We start from the raw sequence: 13711 nt of genomic DNA, 5'->3' as shown, positions 1-13711 counted from the left end.
GGTAGACTGGACACCTGAACTGTGCCCGTTTATAGGGCTCCTCATGTTTAAAGCTTTGGAAGGTGCTCCAGTGAAATTTACTGTCGAACGCGATACTTTGGCCGAGGCCGTCAGCTGGACTGCCCGCTCCCTCTCCCCTCGTCCGCCTGTACCGGTACTCTCTGGTCTGCTCATCAAGGCAGCTGCCGGTGAAGTATCTATTGCCAGCTTCGACTACGAAACCTCAGCTAAGCTCAATATCGCAGCCGATATCGCTGAAGAAGGCAAAGCCCTGGTATCTGGTCGTCTGCTTGCCGATATCTGCCGTTCGCTGCCTAAGTCTGACGTGCTCTTTGAGCTGCGTGAGGGCAAGGTTCACCTTTCCTGCGGTTCTTCTAACTTCAACCTCTCGTCCATGCCTGTAGCTGACTACCCCGAGCTACCTGCCCTACCCGCGGTATCAGGTACCGTTGAGGGCTCTGAGTTTGCCAAGGCTGTTGCCCAGGTGTCGGTAGCAGCGTCCAAGGACGACACCCTGCCGATTCTGACCGGTGTACGCATGGAAATCGAAGGTGACCAGATCACCCTGCTCGCAACCGACCGCTACCGGCTAGCCATGCGCGAGCTGACCTGGAACCCCGCAGACGCTTCTATTTCAACCGCTGCTCTAATCAAGGCCAAGACCCTTTCCGAGGTCGCCAAGACCCTGGGTGGTGCAGGAGAACTGTCCATCGCCCTCTCAGATGCCCACGAACTCATTGGCTTCGAGTCTGACTCCCGCCGCACCACCAGCCTGCTGGTCGACGGCGAGTACCCCAAGATTCGTTCCCTCTTCCCCGAAGTCACCCCCGTGCACGCGATCGTCCGCACCTCAGACCTGATGGAAGCCGTCCGCCGTGTCTCCCTAGTCGCTGAGCGCAACACCCCCGTCCGTCTGGCCTTCAGCCAGGGCCAGGTCACCCTGGACGCCGGCACCGGCGAAGACGCCCAGGCAACCGAGGTGCTACAGGCCCACCTGCACGGCGACGACATCACCGTAGCCTTCAACCCCAGCTACCTCTCCGAGGGTCTACACACCTTCGCAGCCAACAAGTTCGTGCGCTTCTCCTTCACCGACCCCCGCAAGCCCGTTGTGCTCTCTGAGCAGGACGACTGGCAGGCTGAGGACGAGAAGAACTACCGCTACCTGCTCATGCCTATCCGCCTGCAGAACCAGTAAAACCGCTATCTCAAGGAGGGCGCGCTGTACATCGACCACCTTTCGTTGATGGACTACCGCACCTACCAGCTCCTGACTCTCCCCCTCACCCCCGGCGTCACCGTCTTTCTCGGGTCAAACGGGGTGGGCAAAACCAACATCGTTGAAGCCATTGACTACACAGCGCAGCTGGCTTCACACCGGGTTAGTCAGGATGCCCCGCTGGTACGTGTGGGCGCTGACCGCGCCTACATCCGCACCCGCACGGTCCGCGGCAACCAGCAAACCGTCCTTGAATTTGAACTAGCCCCAGGTAAAAGCAACCGGGTGCGCATCAACCGGGCGGCGCCCGTCCGCGCCCGTGAAGCCCTGGGAGTCACCCGCACCGTGCTCTTCTCACCCGAGGATTTGCAGCTGGTGAAGGGGGACCCCGCCGGGCGGCGCCGTTTTCTTGATGATTTGGCGGTATCTCTGCGTCCCTCGGTTGCCGCCTATCGGGCGGACTATGAGCGGGTTGTGCGCCAGCGGAATTCCCTGCTCAAGTCCATGCGCTCGCGGCGCAGCACCGGGCCAGAGGAAGCCTACACCCTGGAAGTCTGGAACAAGCAGCTGGCGGACGCCGGTGCCTACCTCTTACAGGCCCGGCTACGCACGCTTGCCCTGCTTCTACCTCAACTACAGAGGGCCTACACCGAGCTGACGGATGGCTCCAAGAGCGTGAGCCTGGCGTACGACTCTACTGTTTTCCCGCCAATTTCAGCTAACCTTTTGCCGACCGCCGCCCTGATGGGGATAGATGATTTGCGGGAGGCTATGCTGCGCGGTTTTGCCGATAAGCAGCGGGAAGAATTGGAGCGCGGCGTAACCCTGGTCGGCCCCCACCGCGATGACCTTGCCCTGGAACTCGGTGGCATTCCGGTCAAGGGCTTTGCCTCCCACGGGGAAAGCTGGTCTTATGCCCTGGCTTTGAAACTGGCCTCCTGGTATGTACACCTGGCAGATAATGATGCCCCCGGCGCCTCCCCCATCTTGATTCTTGATGACGTCTTTGCTGAGCTCGATACCGCCCGCCGCCATAAGCTGGGCACTATTGTTGCCGGTGCTGAACAGGTGCTAGTGACCTGCGCTGTAGCCAGCGATATTCCTGAGGAACTGGGCCACATCACCCTGGTACGGGTGGAACCCGGCCGAGCCTGGGTAGAACCTTCACCACTAGTCAATATTCCAGAAAAGGAATAGATTGCCGTGCGGGAAGGTATATCTCAAGCGGAATACGGTGCGGAGACTATAGACGCCCCCCATGCCTTGCTCAGTCGTATCCGGGCTGCCAAAGAAGCCCGCGGGGAACACCGGGTGCAGGGTGCTGCCGGCCGGAAAATTATCAAAGACTTCGGCCGCGTGATGAACGCTGAGCCCGGCACCAAGGTGCGCCGCTATACCTCAACAGAATCTACCGACCAGCTGGGTGGCTACACCGGAGCCGGCCCCAGCGCCCGCGATCCACAGAGCCTCGGTGGCCTGCTCGACCGCGTCATTATGGAGCGAGGGTGGACTACTCCCCTGGCGGTTTCCTCTGTCATGGCTCGCTGGGACAAACTGGTTGGCCCCCAAATCGCTTCGAAAGCTACCCCCGAGAGTTTTGAGGACGGGGTGATGACCGTGCGCTGCGAGTCCACCGCTTGGGCCGTGCAGATTCGCCAGATGAAATACGACATCATGCGCCGCTTCAACGGGGAGCTGGGGGACGATGTCGTCAAAGATGTGCGCGCCTTTGGGCCTGCCGCCCCCTCCTGGAAAAAAGGACGGCGGGTTGCCCCCGGCGGGCGCGGCCCCCGCGACACCTACGGGTAGAAAACTCAAGAATACAAATTACAAAAATCGCTTCTGCGCCCCTGACCCCCTGCCCCTGTGAGAACCCACAGCATCGGGGGCTTGGGCGCTCTAGCGGCGCTCTAGGTATCTTCTGGCAGTATATGCCCCTCTAAAACATCACAAAACAGGTTCAAAAATGGCCCTGTGCGGTAGAATTGAGAGCAGAATACGCGCGCCTGCCCGCCCGTACAGCAGCCCCACCCCGTCGCCTTGAGCGGGGGCCTCCGCGCTGAACGGCCGCCGGTGCGAGACCGACCATGCAAGGAGCCTAACTACCTGTGGCAACTGAAGAAACCTCCCACGAATACGGCGCCGCCGATATCACGGTCCTCGAAGGCCTTGAAGCCGTGCGCAAGCGCCCCGGTATGTACATCGGTTCAACCGGCGAACGCGGCCTGCACCACCTGGTCTACGAAGTCGTTGACAACTCCGTCGATGAGGCCCTGGCAGGGCACGCCAACCTGATTGAGGTCGTCATTCAGAAGGACGGCGCAGTACGAGTTGCCGACAACGGGCGAGGCATTCCCGTCGACGAGCACCCCACCGAAAAGAAGCCCACCGTCGAGGTCGTCATGACCATCCTGCACGCCGGTGGTAAGTTTGGCGGCGGCGGCTACGCGGTCTCCGGCGGCCTGCACGGCGTGGGTATCTCCGTTGTTAACGCGCTCTCGACCAAGGTCGAAACCGAGGTGCGTCGCCAGGGTTACAAGTGGCACATCAGCTACGCCAACGGCGGCCACACCGTCAAGCCCCTCACCCGCGGGGAGGCCACCGACGAAACCGGCACCACCCAGACCTTCTACCCCGACCCCGAAATCTTCGAAACCGTTGAGTTCGACTTCGAGACCCTGCGCGCCCGCTTCCAGCAGATGGCCTTCCTGAACAAGGGCCTGACCATCCAGCTTACCGACGAACGCGAGCTACACGAGGGCGACGAAGTCACTGGTGAAGAAAAGCCCGAGAAGCTGCCCCTCAACCAGGTGGGCGCCGACGCCAACGGCTACAAGACCGTCACCTACATGTACAAGGACGGCCTTTTTGACTACGTGAACTTCCTGAACACCTCCAAGAAGCTCACCACCGTGCACGATGACATCATCGCCTTCGAAACCGAAGACACCGACCGCATGATGAGCCTGGAAGTGGCCATGCAGTGGACCACTGCCTACAAGGAATCGGTGCACACCTACGCCAACACCATCAACACCCACGAGGGCGGCACCCACGAAGAGGGCTTCCGTACCGCTCTAACCACCCTGATCAACCGCTTCGCCCGCGACAACAAGCTGCTACGTGAGAAGGACGATAACCTCACGGGTGAGGACGTGCGCGAAGGTCTGACCGCCGTGGTTTCCGTCAAGATTTCCGAGCCCCAGTTTGAGGGGCAGACCAAGACCAAGCTGGGCAACTCCGAAGCCAAGGCTTTTGTTCAGCGCGAGACCATGGACCAGCTGGGCGACTGGCTCGAACGTAACCCCGGCACCGGCAAGGAAATCGTCCGTCGCGCTATCACCGCAGCCCAGGCCCGCCTGGCCGCCCGCAAGGCCCGCGAAACTACCCGCCGCAAGGGTCTGCTTGAAACCGGCTCCATGCCCGGCAAGCTCAAGGACTGCTCCTCCAAGGACCCCTCAATTTCAGAGATTTACCTGGTGGAGGGTGACTCTGCGGGCGGTTCAGCCGTACGCGGCCGCAATCCCGAAACCCAGGCCATTCTGCCCCTGCGCGGTAAGGTGCTGAACGTCGAGCGCGCTCGCCTCGACCGCGCCCTGTCTAACGCTGAAATCCAGTCACTGATTACCGCCTTCGGTACTGGCATCGGTGAGGATTTCGATATCGAGAAGGCCCGCTACCACAAGGTCGTCCTGATGGCCGATGCGGATGTGGATGGCCAGCACATCACTACCCTGCTGTTGACCCTGCTCTTCCGCTACATGCGTCCGCTCATCGAAGCTGGCTACGTCTACCTGGCCCAGCCCCCGCTCTACCGCATCAAGTGGTCCAACGCCCCGCACGACTACGTCTTCTCTGACGCCGAGCGCGACGCTGCCCTGGAAGCCGGCTATGCCAAGAACCAGCGCATCCCCAAGGACAACGGCATCCAGCGCTACAAGGGTCTGGGCGAGATGGACTACACCGAGCTCTGGGACACCACCATGGACCCCAAGCGCCGCACCCTGCTACAGGTCAAGATGGAAGACGCCGCCGCGGCTGACCAGATCTTCTCCGTGCTGATGGGTGAGGATGTCGAGGCCCGCCGAGAATTCATCCAGCAGAATGCAAAGGATATCCGCTTCCTTGATATCTAAGGCTTATTAGTATGAATTAAGCGCTATATAGCTAATATGGAATATAAAAATCAAGGACGAAAAACGAGGAACTTATGAGCGACGAGAACACCACCAGCTCACCCCAGCCCGTCGAGGGCGATATCGTTGCAACCGACGCGACCCCGGCGCCTGCTGGCGGCAACGTTGAGGTTGTAGACCTGCGCTCCGAGATGGAGCGCTCCTACCTGGACTACGCCATGGCCGTCATTATCGGCCGCGCCCTGCCCGATGTTCGTGACGGCCTCAAGCCCGTGCACCGCCGCGTCATCTACGCCATGTACGACGGTGGTTACCGCCCCGAGCGCTCCTTCAACAAGTGCGCCCGCGTGGTCGGCGAAGTCATGGGTCAGTACCACCCCCACGGCGACGCCGCTATCTACGACACCCTGGTGCGCCTGATTCAGGACTGGGTCATGCGCTACCCCCTGGCGCTCGGCCAGGGTAACTTCGGCTCCCCCGGTAACGATGGTGCAGCAGCTCCCCGTTACACCGAAACCAAGATGGCTCCCCTGGCCCTCGAAATGGTACGAGATATCACCGAGGACGCCGTCGACTTCCAGCCCAACTACGACGGCAAGAATCAGGAACCGGTCGTCCTGCCCTCCCGTATCCCCAACCTGCTGGTCAACGGCTCCTCGGGTATCGCGGTCGGTATGGCCACCAACATCCCACCGCATAACCTGCGAGAGGTGGCCGACGGTGTGCAGTGGTTCCTGCAGAACCCCGATGCCTCCAATGAAGAGCTACTGGAAGCTCTGATTGCCCGTATCAAGGGCCCTGACTTCCCCACCGGCGCGACCATCCTGGGTCACAAGGGAATCGAGCAGGCTTACCGTACCGGCCGTGGTTCCATCACCATGCGCGCTGTGGTCAATGTTGAAGAAATCCAGGGCCGCACCTGCCTGGTCGTTACCGAACTGCCCTACCAGGCCAACCCCGATAATCTGGCCATCAAGATTGCTGAGCTGGTCAAGGACGGCAAAATCACCGGCATCGCTGACCTGCGTGATGAAACATCCGGTCGTACAGGCCAGCGCCTGGTCATCGTCCTCAAGCGCGACGCCGTGCCCAAGGTTGTGCTGAATAACCTCTACAAGCACACCCAGCTGCAGGAAAACTTCTCAGCCAACATGCTGGCGATTGTGGACGGCGTGCCCCGCACCCTCTCCCTGGAGGCCTTCATTCGTCACTGGGTCACCCACCAGCTCGAAGTCATTGTGCGCCGCACCCGCTACCGCCTGCGTCAGGCTGAAGAAGAAGCGCATATCCTGCGCGGCCTGCTCAAGGCCCTCGATGCCCTCGACGAGGTCATCGCCCTGATTCGCCGCTCCCCCACCGCCGATGACGCCCGCACCGGCCTGATGGACTTCCTCGACATCGACGAGGCTCAGGCCCAGGCGATTCTGAACATGCAGCTGCGCCGCCTGGCTGCCCTGGAACGCCAGAAGATTCAGGACCGCCATGACGAGCTCATGCGCATGATTGACGAGTACAACGCGATTATCGCCTCTGAGGACCGCCAGCGCGGCATTATCTCCGAAGAGCTGGCCGAAATCGTCGCCCGCTTCGGTGATGAGCGCCGCACCAAGATCCTCATGGGTTACGACGGCGACATGTCCATGGAAGACCTCATCCCCGAGGAAGAAATGGTCGTCACTATTACCCGCGGCGGCTACGTCAAGCGCACCCGCAGCGACCAGTACCGCTCCCAGCACCGCGGCGGCAAGGGTATCAAGGGTGCCTCCCTGCGCGGGGACGATGTCGTGCAGCACTTCTTCGTCACCTCCACCCACTCCTGGATTCTCTTCTTCACCAACCTGGGCCGCGTCTATCGCACCAAGGCCTACGAGCTCATGGAAGCCGGCCGCGACGCTAAGGGGCAGCACGTGGCTAACCTGCTGGCCTTCCAGCCAGAGGAGACCATTGCCAAGGTTATGGAGCTCAAGTCCTACGAGGACGCCCCCTACCTGATTCTGGCTACCAAGAACGGTCTGGTGAAGAAAACCGCCCTGTCGGACTACGACACCAACCGCGCCGCCGGCGTCATTGCTATCAACCTGCGTGACGGCGACGAGCTGGTCTCAGCCCAGCTGGCCAGCGCTGAGGACGACCTGCTGCTGATTTCCCGCCAGGGCCAGTCCCTGCGTTTCACCGCCTCTGACGAGGCCCTGCGCCCCATGGGGCGCGCAACCTCCGGTGTGACCGGCATGAAGTTCCGCGACGGCGACGAGCTGCTCTCAGCCAATGTCGTCACCGACGACTCCTTCGTATTCGTGGTCACCGCTGGCGGCTACGCTAAGCGCACCCAGGTCGACCAGTACCGCGTGCAGGGCCGAGGTGGCCTCGGCATCAAGGTCGCCAAGCTGGCAGAAGACCGCGGCGAGCTCGTCGGCGGCCTGATTGTGGGCGAAGAGGACGAGGTCATGGTCGTCATGCAGTCCGGCAAGGTCGTGCGTACCTCGGTCTCAGAAGTACCGGCCAAGGGCCGCGATACCATGGGTGTCATTTTCGCCAAGCCTGGCAAGAACGACGAGATCCTCGAAGTTGCCCGCAACTACGAGCGCAACATCGATGAGGCAGACGACACCGACGAAAATGGCGCCGAAAGCCCCGAAAAGCCGGCAGATGAAGTACCTTTAGAAAACAACACCACCCCGGCAGTAGCCGACACCGCAGACGCACTTGGAGGTAAGAGTGAGCACTAAAAGCACCGGAACCGCACCGCGGCCAGCGCCGCGAGCCGGCACCCCGCGCGCTGCCCAAGGTAAGGCACGCCCCCAGAACGCGGCGTCCGCAGGTGCCCAGCGCAAGCCGCTGGTGCGCCCCGCCCCCCGCTCCAAGATTCGTCGCGCTCGCCTGGTCGTTGCCAAGGTAGATACCTTCTCGGTCGCCAAGCTCGTATTCCTGCTCTCGGTCGCCATCGGTATCGCTACCGTGGTTGCAGCCGTCATTCTCTGGCTCGTCATGCAGGCCACCGGTGCCTTCCAGAGCCTCAACGACCTGCTCACCCTGCTGGGTACCACCGGTGACGCCGTAGACATCTCCCGGTACCTCTCACTGGGCCAGGTAGCTCTCTACAGCACCATCATCTCCGTGGTGAACGTCGTGCTCTTCACCCTGCTCGGCACCCTGGCAGCCATGCTCTACAACGTGGCAGCCAAGCTGGTCGGCGGCGTGGGTGTAACCCTCACTGACGAATAAACCAAACCCCTTTTCAGCCTCGTGGCGCTCTGTAAACTCAGGGTGCCACGAAGCTTTTAAACACCCTTTCAGAGTATGTGTCTCAGAACACGCTATTTCGATTTGGCAAGGTGTCAAAACCTGTGTAAAGTTATATCTCGTTCTGAGGAACACCAAGGGCGTATAGCTCAGACGGTTAGAGCGCTACACTGATAATGTAGAGGTCCCAGGTTCAATTCCTGGTACGCCCACTCACCTTGGTTGAAAGGTTGACATGAAGAAATTTATGGCAATCACGCTCGCTGCGCTAGCAACAGCGATAGCAGCAAAGAAAGCTAAGGATTCTCAGGAGAATAAAAAAACTTGGGAAGAAGCTACAGATAAAATTTCATAGGTAGCACCCGATGGGGGCGTGGCGCAATTGGTAGCGCACCTGCTTTGCAAGCAGGGGGTTAGGGGTTCGAGTCCCCTCGCCTCCACTCTTCGGTGATTATAGCAAGAGGGAAACACCCGGTCCCATCCCGAACCCGGAAGTTAAGGCTCTTAGCGCCGATGGTACTGCACTGGCGACGGTGTGGGAGAGTAGGTCATCGCCGAATTAAATGTGGTAAGGAACCCCAGTCGAGAGACTGGGGTTCCTTTTTTGCTGTCGTCGATAAAAGTTTCTCCTTTAGTTCGCTGGCCTGGAAATAAAGCTATCAATGACTAACAGCACAAGCGATTCTGGTCTGTCATGGCCTTGAAATAACCAGAAAAGCATGAGAATAGAAACCGTGACTACAGAACTCATCATTCTGGTGATCGTAGTGCTGACCGCACTAGCTTTCGACTTCACCAACGGCTTCCACGATACCGCCAACGCCATGGCCTCATCTATCGCCACCGGCGCCCTCAAGCCCAAGGCGGCTGTCGCTCTCTCAGCCGTCCTTAACCTCATCGGCGCCTTCCTCTCCATCGAGGTAGCTAAGACCGTCGGCTCCGGCCTCATCGACCTTGAAACTGCCGGCGGTGGCCCCAGCCTTATGTTGATCGTCTTTACCGGCCTGGTAGGTGCAATCCTCTGGAACGTCTTCACCTGGCTGTTGGGTCTGCCCTCCAGTTCATCCCATGCCCTCTTCGGTGGCCTGATCGGTGCAACCCTGGCGTCACTGGGCACCAGCGGTGTGCTCTGGAACGGTGTGCTGATGAAGGTTATCATCCCAGCCCTGATGGCCCCGCTCATCGCGGGGGTGGTTGCCGGCGTCGGCGCTGCCATCATCTACGCGCTGACCAAGAGCGTGCCCGGCGACCAAAAAAAGAAGAACTTCCGCTTCGGCCAGATTTCTGCTGCTTCCCTGATGTCCCTGGCGCACGGCACCAACGATGCTCAGAAGACCATGGGTGTTATCTTCCTGGCCCTGGTTGCTGCCAACGAAATCAACCCCGAAGCAGATATTCCCTTCTGGGTCCGCCTGGTCTGCGCCCTGGCTATCGCCCTGGGCACCTACCTGGGTGGCTGGCGCATCATCAAGACCATGGGTAAGGGTATCGTCGATATTGAAGGCCCCCAGGGTTTCGCAGCGGACGGCTCCTCAGCAGCTATTATCCTGACCTCCTCCCACTTCGGCATGGCCCTGTCGACCACTCACGTGGCAACCGGCTCTATCATCGGCTCCGGTGTCGGCCGTCGCGCCAAGGTGAGCTGGTCAACTGCCCGCCGTATGGTTATCGCCTGGATTATCACCCTGCCCGCCGCTGGCTCCGTCGGTGCGCTGACCTGGTTCGTGGGTAACGGCATCAATTCCATGACCGGTAGCGCCTGGATGGGTGAGGCAACCGTCTTCCTCATGCTGGTCGGCTTCTGCTTCTGGATGTGGGCCCATTCCCGCAAGAGCGCCGTCAGTCACATCGATATGCACTCGGGTGAGGGCGTTACCACCCGCGAGGTGCATACCGAGTCGATTCCCACCGTGAAGGCTGGTTCCTAAATGTTGATTGTTGATATCTTCCACAAGATTTACCCCGTCTTCCTGGCCGGTCTGGGCTTTGGTGCTGGCCTGCCGATTCTCTACGCTCTGGGTGTGCGCCTGATGAGCGGCACCGCTGTAGAGACCCCCGAGGGCCCTGCCTACACTGAGCCTGCCCCGGCAGCGCGCGCTGCCGCCTACGTACTGTTTGCGGTGCTGGCTTTGGCTGTTGTGAGTGGTATTCTCTGGATCGCCAAGGACTTCATCTACGCCTACACCGGCTTCAACTTCCTGGGAGCTGCAGGCTAAGGGTTCTGTGTATAGATGGCGGGGGCTGGTAGTTTGTAACCACCAGCCCCCGCTGGTTTTAAGGGGCGGACGCCGCTGGGCTGGTGTCTTGTTTTGTTAGGGGGGCGCAGGTAGGGTGCGAAGTATGGCGCTCAACGACCTTCCCTTACGCAGTATCACCGCCCGTAGCAATTTTGAGCCGCTCACCGGCGGCCGCGCACAGGCCTGGCCTTATCACTTGGCTGTGACGCGTGCGGCGCTCGCCGGCCTCAGCTTCGGGCAGCTCACGGTTATCGTGGGAGAGAACGGGGCCGGTAAATCCTCCCTTGTGGAATCCATCGCAGAAGCCTACGGCCTGCCTCTTGGAGGCGGGGATAACCGGGTTGCCCGCCCCACCTTTGAACAGGCCTCAGCTTTTGGGGCCGACCTGCAGGTAGTGCGAGGTGTGGCAGGACGCCGGGCAGGGCTCTTCCTGCGAGCTGAGGGGATGCTGGCCCACCTGGAACACATGGCCAGCCTCAACTCACAGCAGGCAATCGATATTCTGCGCCTCTCCCACGGGGAGGGCGCCCAGCGTTTACTTGAAGAATCCTTCGATGATTACGGCCTCTGGATCCTTGATGAACCCGAATCAGGCCTATCTTTCTCGGGGCAGCTTGAGCTGTGCGCCCGCGTCCTCGCCTTTCTTGAGCGAGGCGGGCAGGTTGTGCTCTGCACCCATAGCCCACTTCTTGCTGCGCTCGCTGCCCGCCGCAATGAGCTGGTGTGGGAAATAGGGGAGTGGGGAATCCAGAGACTGGCCTGGGCTGAGCTTGATATGACCACCCACTGGCGCAATATGCTCGATGACCCTGATATGTACCTGCACCACCTTGGATAAACCGGGGCATATCGCCTATTTTTCAGACTTTCACCCTCAACTTGTGGCGGAGCTAACCGCACATTTGGTAGAATTAGTTTGCGCGTGCAAAAAACCTGTAGTAAGGTAGAAGCATAACACCACGGGGGCGTGGCGCAATTGGTAGCGCACCTGCTTTGCAAGCAGGGGGTTAGGGGTTCGAGTCCCCTCGCCTCCACTCTTCGGTGATTATAGCAAGAGGGAAACACCCGGTCCCATCCCGAACCCGGAAGTTAAGACTCTTAGCGCCGATGGTACTGCACTGGCGACGGTGTGGGAGAGTAGGTCATCGCCGAATTAAATGTGGTAAGGAACCCCAGTCGAGAGACTGGGGTTCCTTTTTTGTATGCACACTCAGCGATATGGCACATGCTCGCGTCCGTCCGCCCCTGCCATAAATAGCCAGAGGCAGCCCTATATAGGTAAACTAAACACTTCAAAAGTAAGTAATGTTGCAATCTTGTGTGATTGCAGGTGCAAGGACGCACCAGCGAGAACAAAGGCAAAACCATGTCACCACAAGCAGTTGGCTTCGCCCTCCTCATCCTCGGCGTAGCCCTTCTCATCGGCAAGATTATTCGAGTCAAAGTCGGCTGGGTGCAAACCCTCTTCCTGCCCAGCTCCATCGTGGCGGGCATCCTGCTGCTCCTGCTCGGGCCCCAGGTACTTGGCCGGCTCTCCGGCCCCTGGGGCGAAAACGGCCTCTTCACCGACGCCATGCTCACCACCTGGGGAGCCCTCCCCGGCCTGCTCATCAGCGTCATCTTTGCAACCATGTTCCTGGGCCAAGAGCTCCCCACTCCCAAGCGGGCCGTGCAGCTCGCCGGCCCCCAGCTTTCCTTGGGCGTCGCCCTGGGCTCCGGTCAGTACGTTGTTGGCCTGCTCCTGGCAGCCCTGATCCTTGTACCTGTTTTTGCAGCCTCACCCATGACTGGTGCCCTGATCGAAATTGCCTTCGAGGGCGGGCATGGGACCGCTGCCGGTATGCGCGGCGTCATGGAAGACCTGGGCTTCGGCGAAGGCGCCGACCTGGCAGTTGGTCTGGCAACCGTAGGTATCGTGGGTGGTATCGTCATCGGTATTGCCCTCATCAACTGGGGCGTGCGCACCGGCAAGACCGAAATTCTCAAGGGCGATGCCAAGATGTCAATCGCAGAGCAGAAGGGCCTCTTCCGCGAAGATGAGCACTACTCCGCTGGCACCATGACCTCCCGCCCCGCATCGGTCGAGCCGCTCTCTTTGCACATGGCGATTATGGCTCTGGCTGTGCTGATTGGCTGGCTGATTCTGGAGGGCCTGCGCTGGATTGAACAGCAGACCTACGCCTCTATCATGCTGGACGAGAACACCCCGCTTGAAATCTTCGCCTATGTTCCGCTCTTCCCCATGGCTCTGCTCGGTGGCGTCATCGTGCAGATGGCAGCTAAGGCGGTAGGGGCCGCTTCTATCATCGACCACCAGATGATGCTACGTATTCAGGGCTGGGCTCTGGACTTCCTCATCGTCGCCGCTATCGCCAACCTGTCTCTGCAGGCTGTGGGTGAGAACCTTGCTGTCTTCGCCATTCTGGCGGTGGCCGGTATCGGCTTCAACGTGGCTATCTTCCTCTGGCTGGCCCCGCGCCTGATTGGCCGCTACTGGTTCGAACGCGGCATCGGCGACTTTGGGCAGTCCATGGGCGTGACCGCCACCGGCCTGATTCTGATGCGCGTTGTTGACCCCAAGGGCGAATCCCCGGCCTTCGAAGCCTTTGGCTACAAGCAGCTGGTCTTTGAGCCCTTCTTCGGCGGTGGCCTGGTCACGGCCCTGGCGGTGCCCGTCATTTACCTGATCGGTATCTGGCCCCTCTTCTTCGTCATGCTCGCCATCTTCATTATCTCCATCGCGGTGGGGCTCATCTTCCTGCGCCCCAAGGAGATGAAGGACCGCGAGCGCCACACCCAGCAGATGCAGCAGGTCAAGGCTAAGGACGCTTAGACGTGGCAGGACGCGCGAGCGCGGCCGGGTGCCCCGCCTCCGCCGG

At 60.3% G+C, this 13711-nt stretch carries 11 protein-coding genes, 3 tRNA genes and 2 rRNA genes; all 16 read left to right on the top strand.

Translation table 11 applies throughout. The annotated features are described in order from the left end of the window. Positions 1 to 70 precede the first annotated feature (70 nt). The 16 genes from dnaN (at position 71) to VSX42_RS08200 (ending at position 13665) form a co-directional block, all read left to right on the top strand. Complete coding sequence (gene dnaN / locus VSX42_RS08275) at positions 71 to 1198, top strand: DNA polymerase III subunit beta (protein WP_326503836.1); 1128 nt, start codon at positions 71 to 73, stop codon at positions 1196 to 1198. A 24-nt stretch (positions 1199 to 1222) separates the two neighbouring features. After that, positions 1223 to 2416: a DNA replication/repair protein RecF gene (recF, locus tag VSX42_RS08270; protein ID WP_326503875.1), complete on the top strand. Its 1194-nt coding sequence runs from the start codon at positions 1223 to 1225 to the stop codon at positions 2414 to 2416. 66 nt (positions 2417 to 2482) lie between these two features. Continuing rightward, on the top strand, positions 2483 to 3028 hold the full coding sequence (locus VSX42_RS08265) for a DUF721 domain-containing protein (protein WP_326503835.1): 546 nt from the start codon (positions 2483 to 2485) through the stop codon (positions 3026 to 3028). Positions 3029 to 3327: 299 nt separating this feature from the next. Beyond that, on the top strand, positions 3328 to 5355 hold the full coding sequence (gene gyrB / locus VSX42_RS08260) for a DNA topoisomerase (ATP-hydrolyzing) subunit B (protein ID WP_326503834.1): 2028 nt from the start codon (positions 3328 to 3330) through the stop codon (positions 5353 to 5355). A 74-nt stretch (positions 5356 to 5429) separates the two neighbouring features. Further along, on the top strand, positions 5430 to 8081 hold the full coding sequence (gene gyrA, locus VSX42_RS08255) for a DNA gyrase subunit A (protein WP_326503833.1): 2652 nt from the start codon (positions 5430 to 5432) through the stop codon (positions 8079 to 8081). Continuing rightward, positions 8071 to 8577 (top strand): DUF3566 domain-containing protein, encoded by a 507-nt coding sequence (locus tag VSX42_RS08250; RefSeq protein WP_326503832.1) that lies wholly within the window; start codon positions 8071 to 8073, stop codon positions 8575 to 8577. Before gyrA ends, VSX42_RS08250 begins: the two co-directional genes overlap by 11 nt. Positions 8578 to 8733: 156 nt before the next feature. Continuing rightward, positions 8734 to 8807, top strand: a tRNA-Ile gene (locus tag VSX42_RS08245). 23 nt (positions 8808 to 8830) lie between these two features. After that, positions 8831 to 8950 (top strand): DLW-39 family protein, encoded by a 120-nt coding sequence (locus tag VSX42_RS08240; RefSeq protein ID WP_237205123.1) that lies wholly within the window; start codon positions 8831 to 8833, stop codon positions 8948 to 8950. Positions 8951 to 8962: 12 nt separating this feature from the next. After that, positions 8963 to 9035, top strand: a tRNA-Ala gene (locus VSX42_RS08235). A 3-nt stretch (positions 9036 to 9038) separates the two neighbouring features. Beyond that, positions 9039 to 9155: ribosomal RNA gene (gene rrf, locus VSX42_RS08230) — 5S ribosomal RNA — on the top strand. A gap of 174 nt (positions 9156 to 9329) precedes the next feature. Beyond that, complete coding sequence (locus VSX42_RS08225) at positions 9330 to 10523, top strand: inorganic phosphate transporter (RefSeq protein WP_326503831.1); 1194 nt, start codon at positions 9330 to 9332, stop codon at positions 10521 to 10523. Then, on the top strand, positions 10524 to 10811 hold the full coding sequence (locus VSX42_RS08220; protein ID WP_326503830.1) for a hypothetical protein: 288 nt from the start codon (positions 10524 to 10526) through the stop codon (positions 10809 to 10811). It begins immediately after the preceding gene. Positions 10812 to 10935: 124 nt separating this feature from the next. After that, complete coding sequence (locus VSX42_RS08215) at positions 10936 to 11670, top strand: ATP-binding cassette domain-containing protein (RefSeq protein WP_326503829.1); 735 nt, start codon at positions 10936 to 10938, stop codon at positions 11668 to 11670. Positions 11671 to 11793: 123 nt separating this feature from the next. Next, a tRNA-Ala gene (locus VSX42_RS08210) sits at positions 11794 to 11866 on the top strand. 3 nt (positions 11867 to 11869) lie between these two features. After that, positions 11870 to 11986 (top strand): 5S ribosomal RNA (gene rrf, locus VSX42_RS08205). A 212-nt stretch (positions 11987 to 12198) separates the two neighbouring features. Beyond that, positions 12199 to 13665 carry a sodium:glutamate symporter gene (locus VSX42_RS08200; protein ID WP_326503828.1) on the top strand — a complete coding sequence of 489 codons (1467 nt, stop codon included), beginning with the start codon at positions 12199 to 12201 and terminating at the stop codon, positions 13663 to 13665. Positions 13666 to 13711: the final 46 nt, after the last annotated feature.

This window comes from Rothia nasimurium (assembly GCF_035916755.1).
Taxonomy (GTDB): domain Bacteria; phylum Actinomycetota; class Actinomycetes; order Actinomycetales; family Micrococcaceae; genus Rothia.
The sequence above is the reverse complement of the archived record's forward strand: the minus strand, read 5'-3'. Positions and strand labels throughout refer to the sequence as shown.